Here is a 23,141-nt window from a genome sequence, read left to right as displayed (position 1 = left end):
TTTAAAGTCGCAATATGCTACCCTAATCGTGCAATAACATCATCTATTACCTTACTCTTTTGCGCCGTAGCTGCTCATCTCTAAATGAGGGGAGTTTTGCATCTGTTTTGCAAAGGTCAATGGGATATTCTGCTTTAAAAGTTGCTGCCAAATAACAACCGCCTCATTCTGATGCTTAACATAAAACTCATTCGAAAAAGCCAAGTACGCTGTCACCGTATTTAAAGGCGGATAGACAGGTGCCAGCTTCTGTCGATGGTATACCGATAAATCAAGTTTATTATTTTCGATTTGGCAGAGCACTAAAGCCGCATCGGCTCGCCCCTCTGATACACGCTCTATAGCCTGTTGCTGAGTAAACGTGTGTTCAATAAAAAACGCCTCTTCGCTGGCCGCTTCTCCCACAAAAAGCCCATTTGCAACGGCCAAAGAAAATGCCTTTGATTGTAACACTTCACGAGATTGCCATTTGGTATGAAAGCGACGACTTCCAATTAAGCATTGGCTCATTCTTGCAAAGGCAAATTTAGCAATCGGTACACCTTTATCAGTAACCGGAAATACAGCATAACGGGATTTTTGTGGACTAAATCCCGCTATAAATGCATCGACTCGACCCTGCTTTATCGCTGTAATGCACTGCGACCATGGCATTTTTACAAACTTAAAAGTCACGGATTCAAGTGCATTATCAAGTTTAGCAAGCGCCGCTAATTGTGCCGTAGGTTCAACAAGGGGTATTTCATGTTTAGCACCAACAAACAGAGGTGCTTGTGTGTGGTCTGCATAACATAAGGTCAGAGGCAATGGCGCACTACTTTTCGCCTGACAATGCAGAGAAAGTACGATAAAAAGAACAAGTAAAAATCTAATAAAAAACAACGTCACTGTCATAATAAACTACGAATTTAGTCAACTGATAACAGTGTAGAAGTAAAAACAGGATTTTTACAAAATTCCTTCGTGTTTAAGTAGCCATTCTTTACGGTCTAGTCCACCGGCATACCCCGTTAGCTTTCCGCTTGCACCAATTACCCGATGACATGGCACTATGATACTAATTGGGTTCTTACCATTGGCTGCGCCCACTGCACGCACCGCTTTTGGGTTATTAATAGCCTGTGCTATATCTAGGTAACTCTTGGTTTTACCAAATTCAACCCCCATTAGCGCACGCCACACTGATTGCTGAAACGCCGTCCCTTGCGTGTCAAGCGGCACACTAAAATGTGTACGTTCGCCCTTGAAGTATTCGTTAAGCTCGCTCATGCATATTAAAATCGGGGTTAATGTATGCTCGTTTACGGCTTCAGTTTGCATGGCAACAACAGGATAAAAACCTACATAACTGACGCCCTTTGAGGTGCTTTGAATGGTAATATCGCCAAGTGGGCTTGGCATAATAACTTGTTGCGTTTTCATAATTGTTGCCATAGTTGAAATGTTAAATAAGAACGGAAAGGTGCACAGCGCTCACTATCAAATTCACCGACCTCTGCTAAAGCCTTTTTAATGCCTAAGTCACCGGCAAGTAAAATATCAGGGTTACTTTGACCTCGCAGCTTAGCGTAATTAACTGTCCATGGGCCAATCCCTTTTAGTGACAGCCAATTATCAAGCTCTTGATTATCAGGATGTTGATGACAATACTCACTTAACCGGTTTAAAGCGTCTTTGCGTGATTGAGGCATTTTAAAAAAGCTCAATTCTGAATTGGCAAGCCATTCTGGAGATGGAAAAAACACGGTATCACACGCTTGATTAAACTCAGCGACCAGCTTAGTTACCAAGTTGTGCGCAGCAGTCACACTCACTTGTTGACCCAAGACTGCGCGAATACCCGCTTCAAAATCTGACCAAATACCCGGCAAGCGTAAGCCTTGTGTCAATGGCATGGCATTATTAAGTTCGGCATTTAAATGGGCTTCAATCGTGTGCGTATCAGCATCTAAATCAAGTACACGACGAATGTTATGGATCACTTGTTGTAAATAGCGGGTGTTATCAATATCTATCGTGACTTTAAAATGATTTTTTTGTTCAACAAATTGAGCAGTAAATTGCCCTTGGCAATGCGAGTCTTTAAATGTGCGCCCATAGCTTGTTTCGCTAAGCCATTCGAGACCTTTAATTAAGCGGCGCTGTAAAAACCCATGTAAAGCCTGCCAGTTATAAGGTGGACGAAACGCCAAAGTTAAATTTAACGTTGCACTTGGTTTTTTATCGGTTTTTCGCAATTTTGATGGTGCAATATTAAGCTGCTTTAAAAATGCGTCGTTAAAACGGCGAATACTATTAAAACCAGATGCAAAAGCGATGTCAGCAACCGATAAATCAGTTTCTTGTAACAGCTGCTTAGCAAAATTGCACTGATTGAATAAGCGATATTGTGTGATTGAAAGACCAAAGTGCTGATTAAACAAACGACGCAAATAACGACTCGACACACCTAATCTATCGGCCAGCACTTCACAATCATATGCCTCGCCTTTGTCAATAAGTTGCTTTGCTCTGAGCGCCGTGGTTTTAGTTCCTAACCACGCGGGACTATTCGGTGCACTATCAGGTCGACACCGAATACAAGGGCGAAACCCATCCTGTGCCGCTAAATGCGCGTACTGATAGTATTCAACATTTTTCTCTTGCGCTGTCGGTGCTGGACAAATTGGCCGACAATATATACCGGTACTTTTTACCGCGACAAAAAATACCCCATCAAATCGGGCATCACGGCTTTGCCTTGCTGTACGCCATTGTTGGCTAGTCATAATGATTCTCGTAATCAGCTAATACCGATAGCTTAACCGAATATATTTTTTTGACTAGCCAGTTTCGGACCTTAACTATTTAATCGCTGCTAAATAACGTCGCTCAACTTCGGGCCAATTAATCACTTTATAAAATGCAGCGATGTATTCTGGTCGGCGGTTTTGATATTTTAAGTAATAGGCATGCTCCCACACATCGAGAGCCAAAATCGGCGTATGGTTATGCATCAGCGGGCTGTCTTGATTTAAACTACTTTCAACAACGAGTTGATTATTTTCGTCAACACATAGCCATGCCCAGCCACTTCCAAAGCGGCTGACAGCGGCATCAGTAAACTGCTCTTTAAACTCATCAAAACTGCCAAATGCTTCAACGATCGCTGTATGTAATTCACCGCTTGGTTTGCCTACCCCATTCGGTGTCATTACTTGCCAAAATAATGAGTGATTATGGTGCCCGCCAACATGCTCTTGCACCGCCTCTTGTAATAACTCGGGCATTGTAGCAATCGTTCGCAACAGTGTTTCGGCATCTTGCTCGCTATAATGACTCCCTTCTAAGGCAGCATTCGCCTTATTAATATAAGTTTGGTGGTGCAATGTATGATGGATTTCCATAGTTTTTGCATCAATATTAGGCTCGAGTGCATCATAGTCATAAGCTAAATCGGGTAATGTAAAAGGCATACTGATTCCTTATCGTTAATGTAATAACTGCGTTTTGTGGGGATGCTCAGCTAACAGCTGATTTATACGATTGATGAGGGTTGGAAATGCCGATGACATTTTCGCAAACTTCACCAACTCAAAATACGTTTTGTGATGATGATGTAATACGTGTATGCGAACTTGCTGCTCTGGGTGCATTAAAAGATGACTAAGCCGTTGATGAGCATAGCAAAGCCAACTACAGGCTTGCTCAGGTTTTTGCATAACTTTAAAGGTATCTGCAAGGTTTAAAGTCGCCACTACAAAGGCCGCAATACAATGCTCTAATGTGTCAATAACCGTGGGGGTTAGTGGTAAGTTCGCAAATTGCGTGAGTAATGTTTCTGCACAACCACTTGCCTGCGTGTAGTGATCGCGAGCAATGATTAATTCGCCAGACTCAAAAGCCAGATTCCCGTTATAAATAGCGTTTTGCCAAGGTGCTAATGCATCATCAATAACTGGAGCACCTAAGGCTGAGAGATGTGTTGTGTGTGTCATAAAAATCACCTGCACTTAAAACCTGTGTATTAAAACTACACAGACAAAACGCTAAATGCAAATGATTTTTATTTATATTTATTATTTGTGTGATTTGGTGATATTACTGATTCGCAAAATCGATCAACTCTTGCCCTGTTAGTCGATAAATAATCCATTCATTTTGTGGTTTAGCGCCAATGCTGTCATAAAAATCAATCGCGGGTTTATTCCAATCAAGTACTACCCACTCAAATCGACCGCAGTCTTTTTCTAGCGCTTGTTTCGCAAGGTATTGCATAATTTTTTTACCTGCACCTTTACCACGGCTATCAGCACTGACATATAAGTCTTCTAAATACAAACCGTTTTTACCAAGCCACGTAGAATAATTATAAAAATAAACGGCAAAACCAATGGCTGTGTCACCTTCTAAACAAATAACACTGTGAGCGGTTGCACCTTCACTAAATAAAGTTTTTAAAATAGCATTCTCATCAGTCTTTACTGCATCTGGTTCTTTTTCGTAGATAGCTAGTTCATTGATGAAATGTAGGATAGTTGCTGCGTCGCTCGGTACTGCAGGACGAATTGAAATTTTATTGCTCACGGTCTGTTCCATATGTTACTTCATTATTATAGCGCCCAGTTTATAAGGGCTTACGTGTTGTGTAAACGCCCTTTACAGAATTACTCAGTACTAAAAAAGGGGCGATTACGCCCCTCTGTAAATAAGCCACTTAGGCAGTTATTTATTACTCATCGACTTATAAAGAACAGGTAGGACAAATAAGGTCAAAAATGTTGCGCTGACCAAACCGCCAACAATCACTGTTGCCAGTGGCTTTTGTATTTCAGCCCCTATTCCCGTGCTCAATAGCATGGGTATAAGCCCTAACATTGAAGTTAATGCGGTCATTAACACTGGTCGTAACCTTGAGGTTGCCCCATCAAACACCGCGTCATCTACTTCGTCTCTGCTCTTAAGACGATGATTAATACTTTCTACCATAACCACACCATTCAATACCGCAACACCAAACAAAGTAATAAAGCCAACAGAGCTTGGTACCGACAAATATTGCCCAGATACAAACAGAGCCACAATCCCCCCTATTACCGCTAAAGGGACATTCACTAAAATAAGCAATACTTGCGATACATTGCCAAATGCAAAATAAAGTAATAGCGCAATCAGTAACAATGCCGCTGGCACAACAATCATTAAACGTTGCTGTGCTCGTTGTTGGTTTTCAAACTGACCACCTATAGCAACACTGTAACCACTCGGTAGCTGTAATTTATCCTCTATTATCGCGCGAATGTCAGCAACAACAGATCCCATATCACGTCCTTGCACATTCGCTTGTACAACTACGCGCCTTTGTACATCATCACGGCGTACTTGGGATGCTCCCGATTCAATCGCTACCTTAGCCACATCACCTACTCTCACAATCGCCCCCGAAGGGGTTTGTAAACGAAGGTCTGCAATTACACGCGGGTTCTGCCGGTAATTTTCTGCTATGCGAACATAGATATCGTAACGCTCGTTAGCATTGATAATTTGCCCTGCACTTTGTCCACCAATTCCGTGCTGTACAACCTCCATTAAATCAGCAACCGATAATCCAAAACGCGATAACGCTAAGCGATTAGGTTTTACAATTAACTGTGCCTCACCGCCCATTTGCTCCATGGCCACATCTTTAGCACCGGGTATTTGTTTAACTAGCTGCTCAATTTGCTGACCTTTTTCACTTAACACCGCTAAATCACTACCAAACAACTTGATTGCTAACTGTGCTTTTACACCCGATAAAAGTTCATCAACACGGGTGGCGATGGGTTGCGAAAAGTTAAATAAGAGCCCAGGAAACTGCTCAAGTTTTTCTTCCATTAACTGCTGGAGTTCAACACGTGTTTTAGCATTTATCCATTGCTCGCGAGATTTAAGACCAATGTATATCTCTATGTTGTTAACAGGTTCAGGATCGCCACCGACTTCTGCTCGACCAATCCGACTAAGTGCATAATCGACTTCTGCAAATTCAAGTAACATGGCTTCCAGTTTAGGTGCCACTGAGATTGCCGTTTCAAGACTGGCTGATGGTGCAAGCGTTACCCGCAAATTAATCGTACCTTCTTCAAGTTCGGGCACAAACTCAGTCCCCAACCTTGGAAGTAAAATTGCGGCTGTAACCAATAACAAAGCTGCAATAGCAAGCACCAGCCGTTTTGCTTGTAACGCCTGTCGTAACGCTCGTTGATACAACTTTTCAATGGGTTGTAGCAGCTTGCTGTGTTTAACTGTCACACCTTTAGCAAATAAGTACACGCTTAGCGCAGGCACAACGACTAAGGCAACAATCATGGCACTTACTATCGCTAACATGATACTGACGGCCATAGGCTGGAACAGCTTTGCCTCGACGCCTTCAAAGCTGAATAAAGGCAAAAATACCGTTAAAATAATCAATGACGCAAAGAAAACTGGCCGAGCAACTTCTTTTGCTGCAACAGCAACCAGCTCACGGCTTGATTTACCCTGATTATGTTTTAGCCCTAGATGACGAAAAATGTTTTCAACCATAACAACAGAGCCATCTACCAGCATGCCAATAGCCACAGCAATGCCACCCAATGACATTAAATTGGCCGACAGCCCTAACCAAGCCATAATACTGAGCGCTAAGCCGATTGAAATTGGAATGGACAGCAAAACCAAGAATGTTGCTCTTAAGTCTAACAAGAATAGCGCTAACACTATGATTATAAATACAAATGCAAGTAACAATGCATCTATAACGGTTTGTACCGCGTGGCTAATAAGTGCCGCTTGGTTATAAATAGGCGTGAATTTGACGCCCTCAGGCAGCACGCGGTTGATCATTGTAATACGCTCGTTAATACCATCGATGGTCTGCTTCGTATTTGCACCAATCCTTTTTAATACCACGCCAGTTACAACTTCGCCTCGGTTAACAACATCACCATTTTCATCACGAGTCGATAAGGTTACTGCCCCTTGGCGTATTTCACTCCCAAGCTGTACGTCTGCAACATCAGTGACTTTAATTACGGTGCCATCAATCGCTTTGATGGGGGTTTGCGCAATTTCACTCAGACCTTTATCACCGGTCGAAAACCAGCCAGTGCCACGAATAACTAATTGCTCTTGACCGCGGTTCATATACCAACCGCCAACATTCCTGTTGTTTGCTTGCAATGCATTGCTTACATCTTGTTGGCTTAGGTCATAGGCAAGTAATTTGTTAGGGTTGAGGTTAACGTGATACTGTTTTACTTCGCCACCAAACGATAAAATATCAGTAACACCATCTATGGGTAATAGTAATAATTTAACCACCCAGTCATTTAGGCTTCGCAGCGCCATGCTATCAATGTCAGCATCGGGCTTTGCTTCAAGTAAGTATTGATAAACTTGCCCAAGACCAGAGGTATTAGGCCCCATGGTAGGCATGCCAAGTCCGTTAGGGATTAGCTCTTTAGCAGATTGTAAGCGCTCAAACACTAACTGCCGCGCAAAATAGATATCAACGCCTTCTTTAAACACCACCGTCACGCCCGACAAACCTGTTTTTGAAATCGATCGCACTTGTTCAACGTCAGGTAGTGCGTACATTACCGCTTCTATTGGGTATGTGATAAGTTGCTCGACTTCTTCCGCTCCAAGACCAGGAGCTTCGGTGTTAACAGCTACCTGCACATTTGTCACATCAGGAAACGCATCTAAGTTCAGTTTTGGAACCATTAATGCACCCAGAGCAATGGCCGCAAGTAAAGCTAATAGCACGATGAAACGGTTTTTTATCACCGACTCGATTAATAAATTAAACATGCGGCACCTCTAATGGTTATGCGGATCAAACCCGCCTTTTGCGAGCTGTGAAGCAACAAAGAATGCGCCTTGAGTAACAACGTTAACCCCCTGCTCAATACCTGATATTTCACGGTATTGTGCTAAATTTCGACCTACGCTCACCTCTTTGGCAATAAACCCACCATCATCATCAACCACAAAAACTTGCCAATCACCATCGGCACTGCGTGTTAACGCGTTTTCGGGAACCGCAAGCACGGCTTGCTCTGTTGCAAAGTGAAAATACACATCTGCAAACATGCCCGGGTGTAAGCTGTGCTGGGTATTTTTCACTTCAAGCCGCACTGTCCGTGAGCGTGTTTGCTCATCAATAGTGTGCGCCTCTTGAATAACTTTAGCGTGGTAACGGTTTCCATTTACCTGCATCGTTGCAACAGAACCATTGGCAATCGTGCGGTCTTGATTTGAGGAAAGTTGCGCTTCTACCCACAGCGCAGATTCATCTGCAATTAGCATTAATTCAATACCTGAATCGACACGTTGACCTTGTGAAAAATTATCGGTGAGTACAGCACCCGAAGTAAGTGCAAATAAGGTATATTCACCGAGTTTTTCAGGCGAGATAGTCAGTGTTTGTTCTATTGCGTGTTTAGACAATCCAAACGCGACAAGGCGACTGTATGCCACTTCGCACTCTGCTTTTGCAGTAAGCAGCTGCTTTTCGCTCACCGTACCACGGGTCATTTTACTCACCCGCTGCCACTCAGCTTCGGCTAACCTAAATTCGGTTTGTCGGCTTGCCACCTCTCCACTAAACAAGGTTACCAAGGGATCACCTTTATTAACATGCTGTCCCAGTAAAGCGTGGCGTTTTACAACAATAGAATCAACACGAGGGGCAACCACATAACTGGCATAGCCATTGGCTTTAACTTCACCCGGTGCATACACGGTTTGGCTGTGTGTTTTGAGTTCAAGGCGTTCAACCTTAATATTCGCTAATTGCTGTTGCTGTGGCGTTAAGGTTACTTCGTTAATGTGTGGTGTTTGTGCATTTTCTTGATGGTCATGCAGTTGCTCTGACGCAAAACTGTTTGTGACATATATAAAGCATACGCACGACAATGCGTAGCGCATAAAATTTCTTAAATACATAATTTTCTCTTACTTAAAATAGGCTAAGCCCAAGCTTGCCTTAAAAAATAATCCCAAAGACAAGGGAATAAAGTGTTAAGTAAGAGAGGCGATTGGGGGGCGATGAAGTGGTGTTAGATCTGCCGACTTAAAATTAAGCTCTAACAATTCAATTTTTGCAAAATAAACTGAAACGGGTTCAGAAAGGGTAAATGAATCAACAAATGCAGGACTGTGACACACATGACAATGGCCTTTTTCGGCGGAGTCAGATAACTGTTTTGCAAGCTCGGCATGCTCAGATTGATGCTGTTGATGATCGCCATTAGCTGCGCAGTGGGCTTCAAGATCCAGCTCTTCTAAAAGCAGGGCTGAGGTGTGATTAAATGCAACATTATGATCAGCCACGTCAAAGCTATCCAGCAACGGCTGGAGCAATAACACACTAATCAAAATAACAAATGCTGCTTTCACGTAACACCTAATAATTGGTACAACGGCGTTAACTTACCAAATTAGTACTTATTTGAACAGTAAAACCTAAACACGAAACACCCCATACATGCATACTGCTAACGAGTGTTTTAAAAGCGATGCTCACATGATATAAAAATAAAGAAATCAGCAACTAGGTATGCTTATGGGACACGGACATCACCACCATCACGATGCAGAAAGCAAAAGCACACAGCAATTATTACTTGCTGTATTAATTAATGTGTTACTTACATTTGCACAAATTGTGGGGGGGCTCATTTCTGGAAGCCTATCGCTCATTGCTGATGCACTGCACAATTTAAGTGACGCATCATCGTTATTTATTGCGTTAATAGCACGCAAAATTGGGGCTAAACCAGCAAATAATCGATATCAATATGGCTATAAACGCGCCGAAATCTTAGCCACGCTTTTTAATAGCCTGAGTTTAATTGTAATTGGTGGCTACTTAGTCATTGAAGCAATAAAAAGTTACCTAAATCCAGAACCCATCGATGGCTGGATCGTTATTTGGGTTGCAGGGTTAGCCCTGATTATTGACCTAGTAACGGCATTCCTTACCTACCGTGCTGGCGCTAATCAAAGTATGAATATTCGTGCTGCGTTTATTCATAATCTTTCAGATGCTATGGCTTCTGTCGTCGTTATTATTGCCGGCTCTCTGATCATTTTATATCAATGGTATATTGTCGATCTTATTGCGACCATTCTTATCTCTGTGTATGTGATATACCACGGCGTATTGCTCTTAATTGCCAGCAGTAAAATTTTAATGCAAGTTGCACCAAGTCACTGCGAATCAACACATGTATCTGAACAACTGATAAGCGCATTTCCTATTTCAAATATTGAATACATAAAAGCATGGCAGCTTGATGAACACACCGTGCATTGCGAACTAAAGTTTTATGCCCACCAAACAATCGACAACAATGAAATTCGTCAATTTTTACAGGATAAGTTTGCTATTAAGGCGTGTACTATTGAGCAAGTTTTAGTGTAAATGTTACTTGTTATCATTTACAATTTACCTTTGTATTTAAAACAAAGTAAAGGAACACCTCTTGAAGTTGTGGTTACGCCGTACGCATTTACTCCTTGCCTTAGTAAGCGGCCTTTTTTTGATTTGCTTGAGTTTAACAGGCGCATTACTTATTTACGCAAAAGATATTCAGTACCTTACACAAGGTGATAAATGGACGGTGACTCCACAAGCTTCACCGCTCGCTTTTGACCCACTAATAGCACGCGTATCAAACACAACTAAACAACCTGTTACTTTATTAATGCCTGAGGCGCGTGATGATCTTGCTTGGCAACTACAACTTGCCAATAATCGTTATGTGAGCGTTAACCCTTACACCGGTGATATTTTATACGAATACGATTATTACAGCACGCTGTATGGATTTACCATGGCGCTACATCGTTGGTTGCTTTACAAAGATGGCGACAAAAACCACCCTTTAAGGAACTGGGTTTCACTATGCGCGCTTATTCTTATTTTAGAAATATTACTAGGGTTTTACATTTGGATTAAACCTAAAAACCGTTTAAAGCGACTAGCTATAAAACCAAAAGCCAAATTTAGAGTATTAATGTACCAACTTCATACCGTGCTGGGCGTCTATTTATTGCTGCCACTTATTTTAATAGCATACACAGGCATGGCGTTTAACTGGAAGACAGAAACTAAAGCGGTATTAGAGTTTGTAATGCAAGGCACGGTTGAAGACAGACCTAAACCACCTGACGTGCTGCCCCCTTCAGAAACAACACCTTATCAAGTACAAAAAGCCTATAACAATGCACTCACTGTTTTTCCTGAAGGTAAACTGTTTAGAATTTATTTACCTAAAAAACCGACTGACAACATTGGTTTTCGCATCGAAAACCCAGGTGAAAGCCATGCCTATAGCTGGGTATGGGCCAACCCGTATACAGCCAATATCGTCGCGAGTTACGACGCCAGCAAAAGCTCGTGGACAACACAAACATGGCACTTTAAATACAAATTCCATATTGGCGATTTTGCGGGACCTATTGTGCAGTTACTGTGGCTTGTGTTTGCCCTGTCACCTTTATTTTTTACTGTGTCGGGTTTTTACTTTTGGTACAAACGCCACTTTAGATAATAACGCGTAATTAAACTTAAACTGATAAAACATGAACCCCAGAGCATATCACTACTTTTAGCAAAAAGAAGTGTTTACATTGGCTAATTATACTACTGTATTTAGCCACCTTGAATGGCTCATATTCTCGGGCAAAGCATGATAGTTCAGCATACCCAGTATTATTGATTGATGTGTAAAATAGGTTTTAATACCAACAATACAAAAGAAAGAGTGGGCCAAATTGTAGTTATGACTACCTCTATTGTTTTATTACTTATTTGGGTGCCGCTTAGAAATACAGCGGCACCAAGTAAGTTAATTCAAGGTAAATCTATTCAAGCCAATACTACTCTCTAATGACTTAAAACGACCCTTTAATTCATTGCAGCAATTGACAACATACGCGTTAATTCGACAAGCTCTATCGCTAATATGCTACATACATCGTAGAGATTAAACTGCCAACACTATTGCAAATAATTATCATTAAGCTTGCCTTTACAGTTCTTTACATTTACACTGCCGCCCCATAACTCATTTCATTTATCTTTTTTTAACAAGGACAAACATGTTAAAAACATCGCTTAGCCTTATTGCACTGGTGATAAGTAGCCAATCATTTGCTGATGATGCACTCAATAAAAAACTCACAGCAGAAGAGATGGAGCACGTTGTCGTTTCTGGTAGCCGTGTTTTTGAGAGCATTGATGAAGTACCTGCTTCTGTAACTATAATTAATCAACAAGAAATTGAAGAGCACTTAAAGGTAAATCCAGAATTACAAAGTTTGCTGTCACAAATGGTACCCGGACTTGCACCTGACACAGGCAGTTCAAGCAACACAGGCCAAAGTTTACGTGGCCGCGCCCCGCTTGTTATGATTGACGGCGTTCCACAATCAACACCTCTGCGTAATGGTTCTTTAGGAATAAAAACGCTTGATCCAAGTGCAATAGCCCGTATAGAAGTTATTAAAGGCGCCACCTCTATTTATGGCAATGGGGCTTCTGGCGGTATAATTAACTATATTACCAAGCAAGCGCAAAGTGAGGGTAAAACCGAAGGTGAAATTAGCCTATCATCACGTTTTAGTGCCGTAAAACTAGAAGAAAGTGCTGGTGCACGCCTCTCAGCAGCTATTAATGGCCGCGCAGATAAATTAAGCTACTTATTTACTGCCAGTTATGAAGAAAACGGGGTACAACGTGACGCCGAAGGCGACATTTTGGGCTTGCAATATGGTTTGTCTGATGCCGTAACCGAAAACTACTTCACTAAACTGGGGTATGATTTTGACGATCAGAAACAACTGCAATTTAGCTATAACTTTTTCAGTTCTCAGCAAAAAACAGATCTCGGTGATGTCGTTGGTAATATTAACGATGGCGAAAAAACCTATGCGATACATGTGCCAAAAGAGTTGCAAAAACGAGGTAAACCACAAGGCCCTGAAGGCAACGAAAATATTACCTTGAAATACACTGATTACGCCTTGTTTGATAATACCCAAATGACCCTAGACCTCTACATGCAGGATATCGAAAACATATTCTTCTATTCGCCAAACCTTGCAAACCCAGATGAGGGCTACGATGGTGGTCAGTCAATAATCAGCTCAGAGAAAAAAGGCGCACGTGCGACATTTAATACCCTGGTCGATTTTGACAATATTGAAGCAACCTTTATCTATGGTTTAGATGCTTTAAACGATGTGACATCACAACCCCTTGTTGATGGCCGCATTTGGGTCCCCGAAATGGACATGAACAGTGTTGCAGGCTTTTTACAGACTAAATGGGTTATCAATAACGACTTAGTTGTTAAAGCCGGTGTGCGTCAAGAAAGCATTGACTTAAGCGTCGATGACTACGAAACATTAAAACTTTGTCGCTCTGCAACACAATGTTCAGTGCCACTGAATGTAAAAGGCGATACCATTGACTACGACGCAACAACCTATAACGTGGGTATTAAATATAATTTGCTAGCGGCCTTTAGCCCCTTTGCAAATTACTCACAAGGCTCTGACATTTCAGATATTGGCCGCTTGTTACGAGCAGCAACTGTGAATGATATTGGTTTAATTCAAACCGAAGCGTCTATCATCGACAACTATGAAATTGGTTTTACCTCACAGTTTGATGATGTTCGTTTTGAATTTGCAGCCTACCGAAGTACATCGGAGTTTGGGACGACCAACAGTTTTAATGAGACAACCGGAGTGTATGAGCCCGTACGAGCACCACAAGAAATTTGGGGTTACGAAACACTTGTTGACTACATGATTAGCCCAACCTTAAAGCTAGTTGCAACCTACAGCTATGTAGAAGGCAAAAACACTGAAGACGATATTTACTTAGGTTCTCGTCAAATTAGCCCACCAAAAGGAACTGCGAATTTAAACTGGACGCCTAACGACGAACTGTCATTAAGCGCAAGTTACTTGTATGTTGGCTCACGTAAGCGCTTTGAACCTAATGCAGATGGTGATTATGTGGGCGATCAAGGTCCAATTAGCAGCTACAATATTGTCAACTTGAGCGGCCGCTATAAGTTTACACATAACTGGCAAGCCTTCATGGGTGTTGAAAATCTATTTAATAACGATTACTACCCTGCTCGTGCGCAATCATACACGTACGGTGGTTACAACATAAAAGGCCTAGGTACAACAGTGACATTAGGGGCGACATATCGCTTTTAACAGCCGCTTAATAAAACACTAAGCCCTTCTTCGTAAGGGCTTTTTTATTTTTAAATAAAAACGATAAATTGTTCATTTATCAACCATTAACGCAAACTTAAACGAGAATCACAATCAATAGTAAACAACTGATTTACAAGGAAAAAGTTTGCAATCTTATTTTTATATACTACAATTATCGCAACTTGAATTTTGAGGACAGCACGATGAAAGGTAACCAGAAAGTCATTGATAGTTTTAATAAACTACTCGCAAACGAATTAGCCGCTATAGATCAATACTTTATCCATTCACGTATGTACGATGATTGGGGCCTTAACAAGCTGTACGAACGCCTTAACCACGAAATGGAAGAAGAGAAAGATCACGCTGACTGGTTAATCAAACGTATTCTATTTTTAGAAGGCGTACCAAACATGACCAAGCGTCGTGATTTATTAATTGGTACCGACGTTAAAAGCATGATGCAAAACGATCTCACTCTTGAACTTGAAGTGGTTGATTGTGTTAAAGAAGCCATTGCTATTTGTGAGCAAGAAAAAGACTATCAATCGCGTGAAGTACTTGAAAAACTATTATTCGATACTGAAGAAGATCATGTTTATTGGTTAGAGCAGCAGCTTGGTTTAATCGACAAAATTGGTAGCCAGAACTACCATCAATCTCAAATGGGCGAATAGAGGTTTACACGTATGAAAGGCGATAAAAGCGTTATTGCTGCACTAAACAAAGTACTAGCAAATGAGTTAGTGGGTATTAATCAATATTTTTTACATGCGCGTATGTTTAAAGATTTTGGCTTTTCAAAATTAGACAAAGCTGACTATAAAGTGTCTATTCAAAAAATGAAAAACGCCGACCGTTTAATTGAGCGTATTTTGTTTTTAGAAGGATTACCAAATCTACAAGACCTTGGTCGTCTGCGTATTGGTGAAAACTCTGAAGAAATGATTGAAGCAAACATGAGCTTCGAGCTTGATTCACTCCCTGATCTTAAAGCTGCAATTAAACTTGCTGAAGAGAAAAAAGATTACATCAGCCGTGAAGCGCTTGATCACATCTTAAATGAGCAAGAAGAGCAAATTGACTGGCTTGAAACACAGCAACAGTTAATCAAAACCGCAGGGCTTGAGAATTACCTGCAATCTCAAATGTAATTTGCAACTATCAAAAAGCAGCCTCGGCTGCTTTTTTCTGCTTAAGTCCCCCCTAACCTAACTAAATCGTTGCATATATTTAAAGCAATCCTATCAGAAAATTCTGATATCGCTGGGTTTGTCGCAATTTAAAGCGGCTTAACAGTGAACTTGATAATGATTTTTATTAACATTAACTTGTATCCAATAAAGACACTGAGCTTTAGACGTAAAATATCAATTTACTTAATTAAGCGAGCGAGTTTGTAACATAACATATTGCTTATAAACGCAATGATTATGTTGTTTAGCGTTCACAGCGATTGCGATTAACTTGCTCTACTTCTTGTATTTATTTAATCGTGGATAAGGCATATTTAACACGGTGATCATCAGATTTACTCCCTCAAGATGAGCAAGTATGTCGGCACATTGGTATTGCACACCACTTTAAAGGATACATTCACCCTTCGAATAATTAGCTAGGTTTAATAATGAATGATTTAACTAAGCGAGCAGTCATTTCTTCTTGTGAATATTTTAAAGAATGTATAGATCAAACAATCGACACAGGTATTAAAGCAGGTAATAAAATGAGTATGAATTGGCTGTCTAAGGCGCTTAATTACCCTAACAGGAAAAAGTTAGAACGGGATTTCAAACGATATCTCAACACCACTTATAGCGATTACATTGCCAAGAAAAGACTGACTCTGGCTTGCAACATGCTTTGTGAGGAAAAAGTGTCTATTAAAGCGGTTGCGCTATCCTGCGGATTTAGTAATTCTGCGACATTCTGTAATGCCTTTAAACGCCAGTTTGGCTTAGCCCCCTCGGTATACAGAGTTGATAGATACAAACAGCGGGTTAAACAAGGATGTGATTGTTCAAAAGAAAAGCGACTTAACAGCGCCGCTTAGAAACTTAGGATATATTACGCACCAAGTAACGGGTGCGTTTATTTATGAAGCGTCTTTTTGCTCAATGATAGATACTTTATTGCTTAAAATTAATGAGTTAGGAATTAAATGAATCGCCCCTTCACCTTTAATAGTTATATAACGAAGATTTAAATCGACTACGATGCCTTTTGAATTACTCACTTCGATATAATTGCCAAGTTTTACCGGCTTATAAAGGACAATCATCACACCAGCAACCAAATTAGAAATTGCGTCTTTTAGCGCAAAACCAAGTGCAAAACCTGTTAAACCAAGCCCAGCAACCAATGCAGCCACATCGAAGCCTAACTTAGAAAGAGCCAGTACGATGCCAACAAAAAGTAAAATAGCGCGCTGCGAGTTCGAAATCAGTCGGAAGGTTTCAAGTGCTGTTGAGTCAAAACGACGTTGAAACTGCTTTATCGCACGGTCAATAATCAAACTAGCGATAAAACAAACAGCCAACACAAAAAATGCCTGAATGAATTGATTAGTCATTGAGTAAATTAGCTCCAGCCAAAAAGCCTATAATAGGCTTAAATAACCTACCAGAAAACATATTATTGCTTTTCAAATACACAACTAACCGAAGGCTGGCTGAGTGTATAGGTTATTTTATCGTTATCCTCGAAGCGCAAATCTTCAACGGTCGTCCCTTCGTCACTTTCATCATTACAGCGACTGTAGCGATTAGTTCTTACTATGCCATTAACGAAATACTTGAGTTTCGATGTGACGATGCAAAAATCAGGAATTTTCTTCGTTTGTGTACCGTTATGTAAATCACTAAAGTCTATTAGGCTTCCTAAAGTGAAGCCTTGTGTGGGCTGTTTAACCAAAGTAAACGGTGCACTTTTGCATACTTCATCACTGCCAGATACAAGAGCATAGTCCCCCTGCTTCGCTTTTATCAATGACAAAAACTGTGTTTTATTACTGGGTTTAACATCGAGTAACGCACTTGCTAAAAGTGAATTTGAGAACAGGAACAACACTAAACAATAGTAATATCTCATTGAAAATCCATAAGCTTATGCACACTAAACAAGCATAGCATGCTGTGTAAGGTTGGTGAAAATATAACTGTATTGCTTCATACGAATTAAAATCAAAAATAGCTCTACTTTATAGATGAACCAGAGGCACTTTAAATAAATATGTGCTATATCTTTGAGTGATAATAATTTTTGGAGGGATTCTAATGAAACTAATCAAGTTACTTTCTATTGCGTTATTCTTCGGTTTATTTAGCTTGCAGAGCGTTGCTGGCGACGATGATTGGAAATCAATTGCTGAAAAAAAGGTCAGCTTTAAAAGTGAAACCGACACTGTTAATCCTTTAACTAAAAGCCGATATAGTCATATAAAAGTCAAATGCACGCATGGCACCGTTAACCTTAAAAGTATTAAGGTGATCATGAATGACGGCGAAGAAAAAGTGTTCGACAATTTAGGTGTTCTCAGTAAAGGCATGTCGTCACGAAGCTTAAGTCTGCCTGATAAAAACGACGCTAAGCTTGATAAAATAGAGCTTAATTACGAATCAGTTGGCAGTGCCGCACTAAGCATGGCGGGTGTAACAGATAAAGCACAAGTTGAAATTCTAGCGAAAAAGGCAAATAAAGAAGATTAGTGCAACTTGCGAGACAACCATGTTCGAACGAGTACATGTAAGCTTTCATGTAGGAACGGCTTCAGCCGTGAACTTTAAAAATTCGGCGTTAAAACGCCTCCTACATCGAAAGTGTTCTGCTGTGTAGTTCACCACTTATAGCGGCCTACATACTTATAGCAGCCTGCATAGTGTCGCACTCTATTCTCATAAACCACGATAAAGCCCGGCCTACACACTCAACTGCGTAGGAACGGCTTCAGCCGTGAACCTTAAAAATTCGGCGTTAAAACGCCACCTACATCGAAAGTGTTCTGCTTTGTAGGTCACCACTTATAGCGGCCTGAATACTTATAGCAGCCTACATAGTGTCGCACTCTATTCTCATAAATCGCGTTAAAGCCCGGCCTACACACCAACTCCGTAGGAACGGCTTCAGCCGTGAACTTTAAAAATTCGGCGTTAAACCGCCTCCTACATCGAAAGTGTTCTGCTTTGTAGGTCGCCGCCACTTATAGCAGCCTACATACTTATAGCGGCCTACATAGTGTCGCACTCTATTCTCATAAATCGCGCTAAAGCCCGAGCTACACCCTCAGCTACGTAGGAACGGCTTCAGCCGTGAACCTTAAAAATTCGGCGTTAAAACGCCACCTACATCGAAAGTGTTCTACTGTGTAGGTCACCACTTATAGCGGCCTAGATACTTATAGCGGCCTGCATAGTGTCGCACTCTATTCTCATAAACCACGATAAAGCCCGGCCTATACGCCAACTGCGTAGGAACGGCTTCAGCCGTGAACCTTAAAAATTCGGCGTTAAAACGCCGCCTACATCGAAAGTGTTCTGCTTTGTAGGTCAGCACTTATAGCGGCCTACATACTTATAGCAGCCTACATAGTGTCGCACTCTATTCTCATAAACCACGATAAAGTCCGGCCTACACACTCAACTGCGTAGGAACGGCTTCAGCCGTGAACCTTAAAAACTCGGCGTTAAAACGCCTCCTGCAAGCTATTTCCTTTAAGCTCGCTAACTTTACTATTTACCTGTAAGTATGCTTTTATGTATTTATCAAATGAGCTTAATCTCGACCAAAGCCAATCAGCTTTTTACCATTTAACCCATTTTTATGCCATTCGGTTTGCTCTTCGCAGAATATTTGTGCGTCGAGCTCTTTGCTTGGCTCTTCGTTTAAGCTACCAGCTGGCACCAAAAGATAGCTGCTATCTTGTGATTCAAATGGCAGTGCAGAGCCACAGGTTTTACAAAATGCACGTGACAATGCACGATTTGGGTAGTTAAAACGTGTAATATTATGCTCACCTTTCAGCCATTCGATGGCATCGGGTGAGGTAAATAAATTTGCAGCATGCGCGGTACCTGATAATTTACGGCATTGCTCGCAATGGCAAAAGAAAAAACGCTTAAAATTGTCAGTTACCTGAAAACTCACTTCACCGCAGCAACAGCCACCCGTTAATATTTTACTCATAGTCACCTCCTTTTTGATTCAGCATAACCCGAGATAAAGAGTTCAACAATGCGCCTAAATGGTAATAACAAGTAAAACGAATTATGCCTGAATGTACTAGGCTGATAGATTCAACACTCTTCATGTTATATTTAGTAATAGGAACCCACCTTAATTTCACTAAGCCCTACCATAAAATTCATTTTAATTAATAACTTATGAATAAGTTAAAATTTATAAGCCTGAATAATAAAGGGGAACTTAATTAATTTTAGATAAAACATAAAAATTCATATGTACCCGTTTATCAATTAAAACAATTGACAAAAAAATAAAAAAGCCACACGTTATAAAGCAATTTATAAAAAATCGCCATCAAACTATAAGACACGAGGAAAATGCGATGATATTAGCAGCAGGTTATCTGGCTATTTTTCTCGGCCTAATACATTCTTTTTTAGGTGAGATTCTTATTTTCCAAAAACTAAGAGATAACGAACTAATCCCAAGTCATGGTGGTGACTTACTAAAAGCGCGACAGGTTAGAATTTTATGGGCCTCATGGCATCTCGTTTCTATTTTTGGGTTTGGGATGGCAAGTATTTTAATATGGCTTTCATTGTCAACCTCAAATTCATCTATCACAGAGGTTTTAATTAATATTGTTTCTATTACCATGCTGTGTGGCGCTGTATTAGTGCTAATTGGTACTAAAGGAAAACATCCCGGCTGGATAGTCCTTACCATAATTGGTATTTTACCTTGGTTTGCCTAAAAGATTTTATAAAGTGGAACTATTAAAAACTGCATAACTATAAAAATGGAGAAATCTATGCAAGCTTATTTTTTATGGCAAGCAACTATTTTGAGCGTAATCACGTTTTATGTTCATACATTTATTGGTGGACCAAGAGTTGCCGCTCCATTATTAGCTGATAAAACCCTACCTGTAGCATCAAAATGGCTAAATTATTACTGTTGGCATATTACGACACTGTATACACTTATTATGGGTGGAGCTTATGCATATGTAGCACTTTTCCCAGACAAAATTGAGCTAATCGTATTTCTTTGTATCTTAAATTTCTCTTTTTCTATATTGAGCTTTCTTGTTGCTCTCAAAGCAAAAATTAATCCTTTTCGGTTTCCCTCAACATCACTTTTTTTCTTGGTTGCATTATCAGGTTTAACAAGCTTATTAATTTAGCAACCTTTAATCACCCACCCTATATTACTAATATAAAATCTAATGAAATAATAAATTATGAGTAAAAAAAGAGTAAACTCAATCAATAACATACCTATCAAAATTAGAATGGGCATTATTTTCGCTCTTGGAATAGTGTTAATAGCTTACCACTTAACAAAAATTTCAAGCTTATATTTTTTAAATCCTCCGATAGATTATTCATTACTTACTCACTTTCAATCTTTGGTGCGCGTAGTTATTATTATCTCTTTGTTTTTAGTTATTTTAAAGAAGAAATGCGCCTTGTTCAGTATGTGGGTTAGTATACTCATTTTAGTTATTACCCAATACATTACATACTTTTCAAACTCGCCCACTGACGTTTCTGTATTTTCATATTTAAAAGGCTTTATTTTTCCATCAATAATTACGCTTCTGTTTCCATACAAGAAAGATACAACACGTTCAGTTTAAAAAAAATAAAAAAGGCCATGCTACGTGTGCAACATGGCCTTTTTGAATTGACACAACTTAAAAATCTAAGTTCGATAAAATCTCGTCATCAACGTTATTCGATAACGTCACCTTCAGTTTTGGTGTACGTGCCATTTCACGCTTAATCGCAAAGTTGGCTTCTTCGTTACGCGCCCAACTACGACGTGCAATACCGTTATTTACATCAAACAGTAACATTGATTTTAAACGACGTTCAGCGGCTTCAGAGCCATCAAGTAGCATACCAAAGCCACCGTTGATCACTTCACCCCAACCTACACCGCCACCATTATGGATTGATACCCATGTTGCACCACGGAAACCATCACCAATCACGTTATGAATGGCCATGTCGGCTGTGAAGCGGCTACCATCATAAATGTTTGATGTTTCACGGAATGGTGAATCAGTACCACTTACGTCATGGTGGTCGCGGCCAAGAACTACAGGACCAATTTCTCCACGATTTATTGCATCGTTAAAAGCTTTGGCAATATCTGCGCGGCCTTGTGCATCCGCATACAAGATACGCGCTTGCGAGCCGACAACCAGTTTGTTTTGCTTCGCGTCTTTAATCCAGGTGATGTTGTCTTGCATTTGCTGCTGAATTTCTTCTGGAGACTCAGCCATAATTTTTTCAAGAACTTGTGCAGCAATGGCATCGGTTTTATCTAAATCTTCTGGCTTACCTGAGGTACATACCCAACGGAATGGACCAAAACCATAGTCAAAACACATTGGACCAAGGATATCTTGTACATACGACGGGTATTTAAAATCAATACCGTTTTCAGCCATCACATCGCCACCAGCACGAGATGCTTCAAGCAAGAATGCATTACCGTAATCGAAGAAATATGTGCCTTTTGCTGTGTGTTTGTTTATAGCATCAGCATGGCGTTTAAGCGTCGCTTGTACTTTTTCTTTGAATACTTCTGGCTCTTCGCGAATTAAACGGTTTGATTCTTCGTAGCTGATATCTACTGGGTAATAACCGCCTGACCACGGGTTATGCAGTGATGTTTGGTCTGACCCTAAGTGAACAAAAATATCTTCAGCTAAGAAGCTTTCCCATACATCAACGATATTACCAATGAACGCAATTGAAACCACTTCTTCGTTTTGTTGCGCGCTGCGTACGCGTTCAACAAGTTCAGGCATGTTATCAATTAGCTCATCAACCCAACCTTGTTGGTGACGTTTTGTAGCCGCTTTCGGGTTTACCTCTGCACACACTGTAATACAGTTTGCAATATTACCCGCTTTTGGTTGTGCGCCACTCATGCCGCCTAAACCAGCAGTTAAGAAAATCTTACCTTTTGGTGATTCGCCTTTTTCAAGTACTTTACGGAACGCATTCATTACCGTAATAGTTGTACCGTGAACGATACCTTGCGGGCCAATGTACATGAATGAACCTGCGGTCATTTGACCATATTGCGTTACACCCAGTGCATTGAATTTTTCCCAATCATCAGGTTTTGAATAGTTCGGGATCATCATACCGTTGGTAACAACAACACGCGGTGCTTCAACCGAAGACGGGAATAACCCCATCGGATGACCTGAATACATGTGTAACGTTTGGTCTTCTTCCATCTCACTTAAGTACTTCATGGTTAATAAGTACTGAGCCCAGTTTTGGAATACTGCACCGTTACCACCATAAGTGATCAGCTCTTCTGGATGCTGTGCAACCGCAGGATCGAGGTTATTGTCGATCATAAGCATAATTGCGGCAGCTTGTTCACATTTTGCTGGGTAATCGCTAATTGAACGTGCTTTAAGGTCATAGTTAGGCTTAAAGCGATACATGTAAATGCGACCAAATTGCTTTAGCTCTTGTGCAAATTCAGTGGCTAGCTCTTGGTGCCACTCTTTCGGGAAATAACGCAACGCATTACGAATAGCCAATTGCTTTTCGTCTGCTGATAAAATGTCTTTACGTTTTGGAGCGCGGTTAGCATCGCTTGGATAAGCTTTAGGCTCTGGTAAAACGCTTGGGATCCCTTGTTTAATTTGTTCTTGGAAAGTCATTATT

The 23,141-nt window shown here is 40.6% G+C and carries 22 protein-coding genes; 9 read left to right on the top strand and 13 right to left on the bottom strand.

Annotation, left to right across the window (positions count from 1 at the left end; translation table 11 throughout):
* Positions 1–51 precede the first annotated feature (51 nt).
* The 9 genes from BM378_RS10130 to BM378_RS10090 all read right to left on the bottom strand — a co-directional run bounded on the left by BM378_RS10130 (position 52) and on the right by BM378_RS10090 (position 9,408).
* Positions 52–894, bottom strand: coding sequence for a transporter substrate-binding domain-containing protein (locus BM378_RS10130; protein WP_083202770.1), 843 nt, complete (start codon positions 892–894; stop codon positions 52–54).
* Between the two features lie 54 nt (positions 895–948).
* On the bottom strand, positions 949–1,422 hold the full coding sequence (locus BM378_RS10125; protein ID WP_074989113.1) for a methylated-DNA--[protein]-cysteine S-methyltransferase: 474 nt from the start codon (positions 1,420–1,422) through the stop codon (positions 949–951).
* Positions 1,419–2,768, bottom strand: coding sequence for a DNA-3-methyladenine glycosylase 2 family protein (locus BM378_RS10120; RefSeq protein WP_074989112.1), 1,350 nt, complete (start codon positions 2,766–2,768; stop codon positions 1,419–1,421). Before BM378_RS10120 ends, BM378_RS10125 begins: the two co-directional genes overlap by 4 nt.
* Positions 2,769–2,843: 75 nt before the next feature.
* Entirely contained in the window at positions 2,844–3,455 is a 612-nt protein-coding gene (locus tag BM378_RS10115; RefSeq protein WP_074989111.1) for a superoxide dismutase, read from the bottom strand.
* Positions 3,456–3,470: 15 nt separating this feature from the next.
* Positions 3,471–3,977, bottom strand: coding sequence for a DUF2753 family protein (locus BM378_RS10110; RefSeq protein ID WP_074989110.1), 507 nt, complete (start codon positions 3,975–3,977; stop codon positions 3,471–3,473).
* Positions 3,978–4,080: 103 nt separating this feature from the next.
* Positions 4,081–4,578, bottom strand: a complete 498-nt coding sequence (locus BM378_RS10105) for a GNAT family N-acetyltransferase (RefSeq protein WP_405127525.1) — start codon at positions 4,576–4,578, stop codon at positions 4,081–4,083.
* A 126-nt stretch (positions 4,579–4,704) separates the two neighbouring features.
* A complete protein-coding gene (locus BM378_RS10100) occupies positions 4,705–7,818 on the bottom strand; it encodes an efflux RND transporter permease subunit (protein ID WP_074989109.1) in 3,114 nt (1,037 codons plus the stop codon).
* A gap of 9 nt (positions 7,819–7,827) precedes the next feature.
* Positions 7,828–8,955 (bottom strand): efflux RND transporter periplasmic adaptor subunit, encoded by a 1,128-nt coding sequence (locus tag BM378_RS10095; RefSeq protein ID WP_036972833.1) that lies wholly within the window; start codon positions 8,953–8,955, stop codon positions 7,828–7,830.
* Between the two features lie 75 nt (positions 8,956–9,030).
* A complete protein-coding gene (locus BM378_RS10090; protein WP_036972834.1) occupies positions 9,031–9,408 on the bottom strand; it encodes a hypothetical protein in 378 nt (125 codons plus the stop codon).
* Between the two features lie 166 nt (positions 9,409–9,574).
* Here BM378_RS10090 and BM378_RS10085 point away from each other — a divergent pair, with 166 nt between their 5' ends.
* The 6 genes from BM378_RS10085 to BM378_RS10060 all read left to right on the top strand — a co-directional run bounded on the left by BM378_RS10085 (position 9,575) and on the right by BM378_RS10060 (position 16,309).
* Positions 9,575–10,435: a cation diffusion facilitator family transporter gene (locus BM378_RS10085; RefSeq protein ID WP_036972835.1), complete on the top strand. Its 861-nt coding sequence runs from the start codon at positions 9,575–9,577 to the stop codon at positions 10,433–10,435.
* Between the two features lie 61 nt (positions 10,436–10,496).
* On the top strand, positions 10,497–11,567 hold the full coding sequence (locus BM378_RS10080; RefSeq protein ID WP_036972837.1) for a PepSY-associated TM helix domain-containing protein: 1,071 nt from the start codon (positions 10,497–10,499) through the stop codon (positions 11,565–11,567).
* Between the two features lie 550 nt (positions 11,568–12,117).
* Entirely contained in the window at positions 12,118–14,253 is a 2,136-nt protein-coding gene (locus BM378_RS10075) for a TonB-dependent receptor (RefSeq protein ID WP_036972839.1), read from the top strand.
* A gap of 206 nt (positions 14,254–14,459) precedes the next feature.
* Complete coding sequence (bfr, locus tag BM378_RS10070; RefSeq protein ID WP_036972840.1) at positions 14,460–14,933, top strand: bacterioferritin; 474 nt, start codon at positions 14,460–14,462, stop codon at positions 14,931–14,933.
* A 12-nt stretch (positions 14,934–14,945) separates the two neighbouring features.
* A complete protein-coding gene (bfr, locus tag BM378_RS10065) occupies positions 14,946–15,410 on the top strand; it encodes a bacterioferritin (RefSeq protein ID WP_036972843.1) in 465 nt (154 codons plus the stop codon).
* 473 nt (positions 15,411–15,883) lie between these two features.
* Positions 15,884–16,309 (top strand): helix-turn-helix domain-containing protein, encoded by a 426-nt coding sequence (locus tag BM378_RS10060; protein ID WP_074989108.1) that lies wholly within the window; start codon positions 15,884–15,886, stop codon positions 16,307–16,309.
* Between the two features lie 42 nt (positions 16,310–16,351).
* Here the strand turns inward: BM378_RS10060 and BM378_RS10055 are convergent, their stop codons facing one another.
* Positions 16,352–16,828, bottom strand: coding sequence for a mechanosensitive ion channel family protein (locus BM378_RS10055; RefSeq protein ID WP_036972846.1), 477 nt, complete (start codon positions 16,826–16,828; stop codon positions 16,352–16,354).
* A 62-nt stretch (positions 16,829–16,890) separates the two neighbouring features.
* The gene (locus tag BM378_RS10050) at positions 16,891–17,346 is read right to left on the bottom strand and encodes a hypothetical protein (protein WP_036972849.1); all 456 of its coding nucleotides are present in this window, start codon (positions 17,344–17,346) and stop codon (positions 16,891–16,893) included.
* 185 nt (positions 17,347–17,531) lie between these two features.
* Here BM378_RS10050 and BM378_RS10045 point away from each other — a divergent pair, with 185 nt between their 5' ends.
* Positions 17,532–17,963: a DUF2541 family protein gene (locus BM378_RS10045; RefSeq protein ID WP_036972851.1), complete on the top strand. Its 432-nt coding sequence runs from the start codon at positions 17,532–17,534 to the stop codon at positions 17,961–17,963.
* A 1,063-nt stretch (positions 17,964–19,026) separates the two neighbouring features.
* On the opposite strand, the gene BM378_RS10040 is transcribed toward BM378_RS10045, so the two are convergent.
* Positions 19,027–19,437, bottom strand: a complete 411-nt coding sequence (locus BM378_RS10040; protein WP_074989107.1) for a GFA family protein — start codon at positions 19,435–19,437, stop codon at positions 19,027–19,029.
* 382 nt (positions 19,438–19,819) lie between these two features.
* Here BM378_RS10040 and BM378_RS10035 point away from each other — a divergent pair, with 382 nt between their 5' ends.
* Together BM378_RS10035 and BM378_RS10030 are read left to right on the top strand one after the other, a co-directional pair.
* Complete coding sequence (locus BM378_RS10035) at positions 19,820–20,191, top strand: hypothetical protein (protein WP_074989106.1); 372 nt, start codon at positions 19,820–19,822, stop codon at positions 20,189–20,191.
* Between the two features lie 57 nt (positions 20,192–20,248).
* Positions 20,249–20,623: a hypothetical protein gene (locus BM378_RS10030; RefSeq protein WP_074989105.1), complete on the top strand. Its 375-nt coding sequence runs from the start codon at positions 20,249–20,251 to the stop codon at positions 20,621–20,623.
* A 513-nt stretch (positions 20,624–21,136) separates the two neighbouring features.
* Here BM378_RS10030 and hutU read toward each other — a convergent pair.
* On the bottom strand, positions 21,137–23,137 hold the full coding sequence (hutU, locus tag BM378_RS10020) for a urocanate hydratase (protein WP_074989103.1): 2,001 nt from the start codon (positions 23,135–23,137) through the stop codon (positions 21,137–21,139).
* Positions 23,138–23,141 lie beyond the last annotated feature (4 nt).

It is taken from the genome of Pseudoalteromonas lipolytica (assembly GCF_900116435.1).
Classification (GTDB): Bacteria; Pseudomonadota; Gammaproteobacteria; order Enterobacterales; family Alteromonadaceae; genus Pseudoalteromonas; species Pseudoalteromonas lipolytica.
Note: the sequence above shows the minus strand (reverse complement) of the source record. Positions and strands in the feature narration are given on the sequence as shown.

Coding starts and splice junctions, on each gene's coding strand:
- BM378_RS10055 (WP_036972846.1), bottom strand. CDS start 16,828: ATGACTAATCAATTCATTCAGGCATTTTTTGTGTTGGCTGTTTGTTTT.
- BM378_RS10095 (WP_036972833.1), bottom strand. CDS start 8,955: ATGTATTTAAGAAATTTTATGCGCTACGCATTGTCGTGCGTATGCTTT.
- BM378_RS10125 (WP_074989113.1), bottom strand. CDS start 1,422: ATGAAAACGCAACAAGTTATTATGCCAAGCCCACTTGGCGATATTACC.
- BM378_RS10075 (WP_036972839.1), top strand. CDS start 12,118: ATGTTAAAAACATCGCTTAGCCTTATTGCACTGGTGATAAGTAGCCAA.
- BM378_RS10035 (WP_074989106.1), top strand. CDS start 19,820: ATGATATTAGCAGCAGGTTATCTGGCTATTTTTCTCGGCCTAATACAT.
- BM378_RS10045 (WP_036972851.1), top strand. CDS start 17,532: ATGAAACTAATCAAGTTACTTTCTATTGCGTTATTCTTCGGTTTATTT.
- BM378_RS10130 (WP_083202770.1), bottom strand. CDS start 894: ATGACAGTGACGTTGTTTTTTATTAGATTTTTACTTGTTCTTTTTATC.
- BM378_RS10050 (WP_036972849.1), bottom strand. CDS start 17,346: ATGAGATATTACTATTGTTTAGTGTTGTTCCTGTTCTCAAATTCACTT.
- BM378_RS10085 (WP_036972835.1), top strand. CDS start 9,575: ATGGGACACGGACATCACCACCATCACGATGCAGAAAGCAAAAGCACA.
- BM378_RS10040 (WP_074989107.1), bottom strand. CDS start 19,437: ATGAGTAAAATATTAACGGGTGGCTGTTGCTGCGGTGAAGTGAGTTTT.
- BM378_RS10120 (WP_074989112.1), bottom strand. CDS start 2,768: ATGACTAGCCAACAATGGCGTACAGCAAGGCAAAGCCGTGATGCCCGA.
- hutU (WP_074989103.1), bottom strand. CDS start 23,137: ATGACTTTCCAAGAACAAATTAAACAAGGGATCCCAAGCGTTTTACCA.
- BM378_RS10060 (WP_074989108.1), top strand. CDS start 15,884: ATGAATGATTTAACTAAGCGAGCAGTCATTTCTTCTTGTGAATATTTT.
- BM378_RS10115 (WP_074989111.1), bottom strand. CDS start 3,455: ATGCCTTTTACATTACCCGATTTAGCTTATGACTATGATGCACTCGAG.
- BM378_RS10100 (WP_074989109.1), bottom strand. CDS start 7,818: ATGTTTAATTTATTAATCGAGTCGGTGATAAAAAACCGTTTCATCGTG.
- BM378_RS10030 (WP_074989105.1), top strand. CDS start 20,249: ATGCAAGCTTATTTTTTATGGCAAGCAACTATTTTGAGCGTAATCACG.
- BM378_RS10110 (WP_074989110.1), bottom strand. CDS start 3,977: ATGACACACACAACACATCTCTCAGCCTTAGGTGCTCCAGTTATTGAT.
- bfr (WP_036972840.1), top strand. CDS start 14,460: ATGAAAGGTAACCAGAAAGTCATTGATAGTTTTAATAAACTACTCGCA.
- BM378_RS10105 (WP_405127525.1), bottom strand. CDS start 4,578: ATGGAACAGACCGTGAGCAATAAAATTTCAATTCGTCCTGCAGTACCG.
- bfr (WP_036972843.1), top strand. CDS start 14,946: ATGAAAGGCGATAAAAGCGTTATTGCTGCACTAAACAAAGTACTAGCA.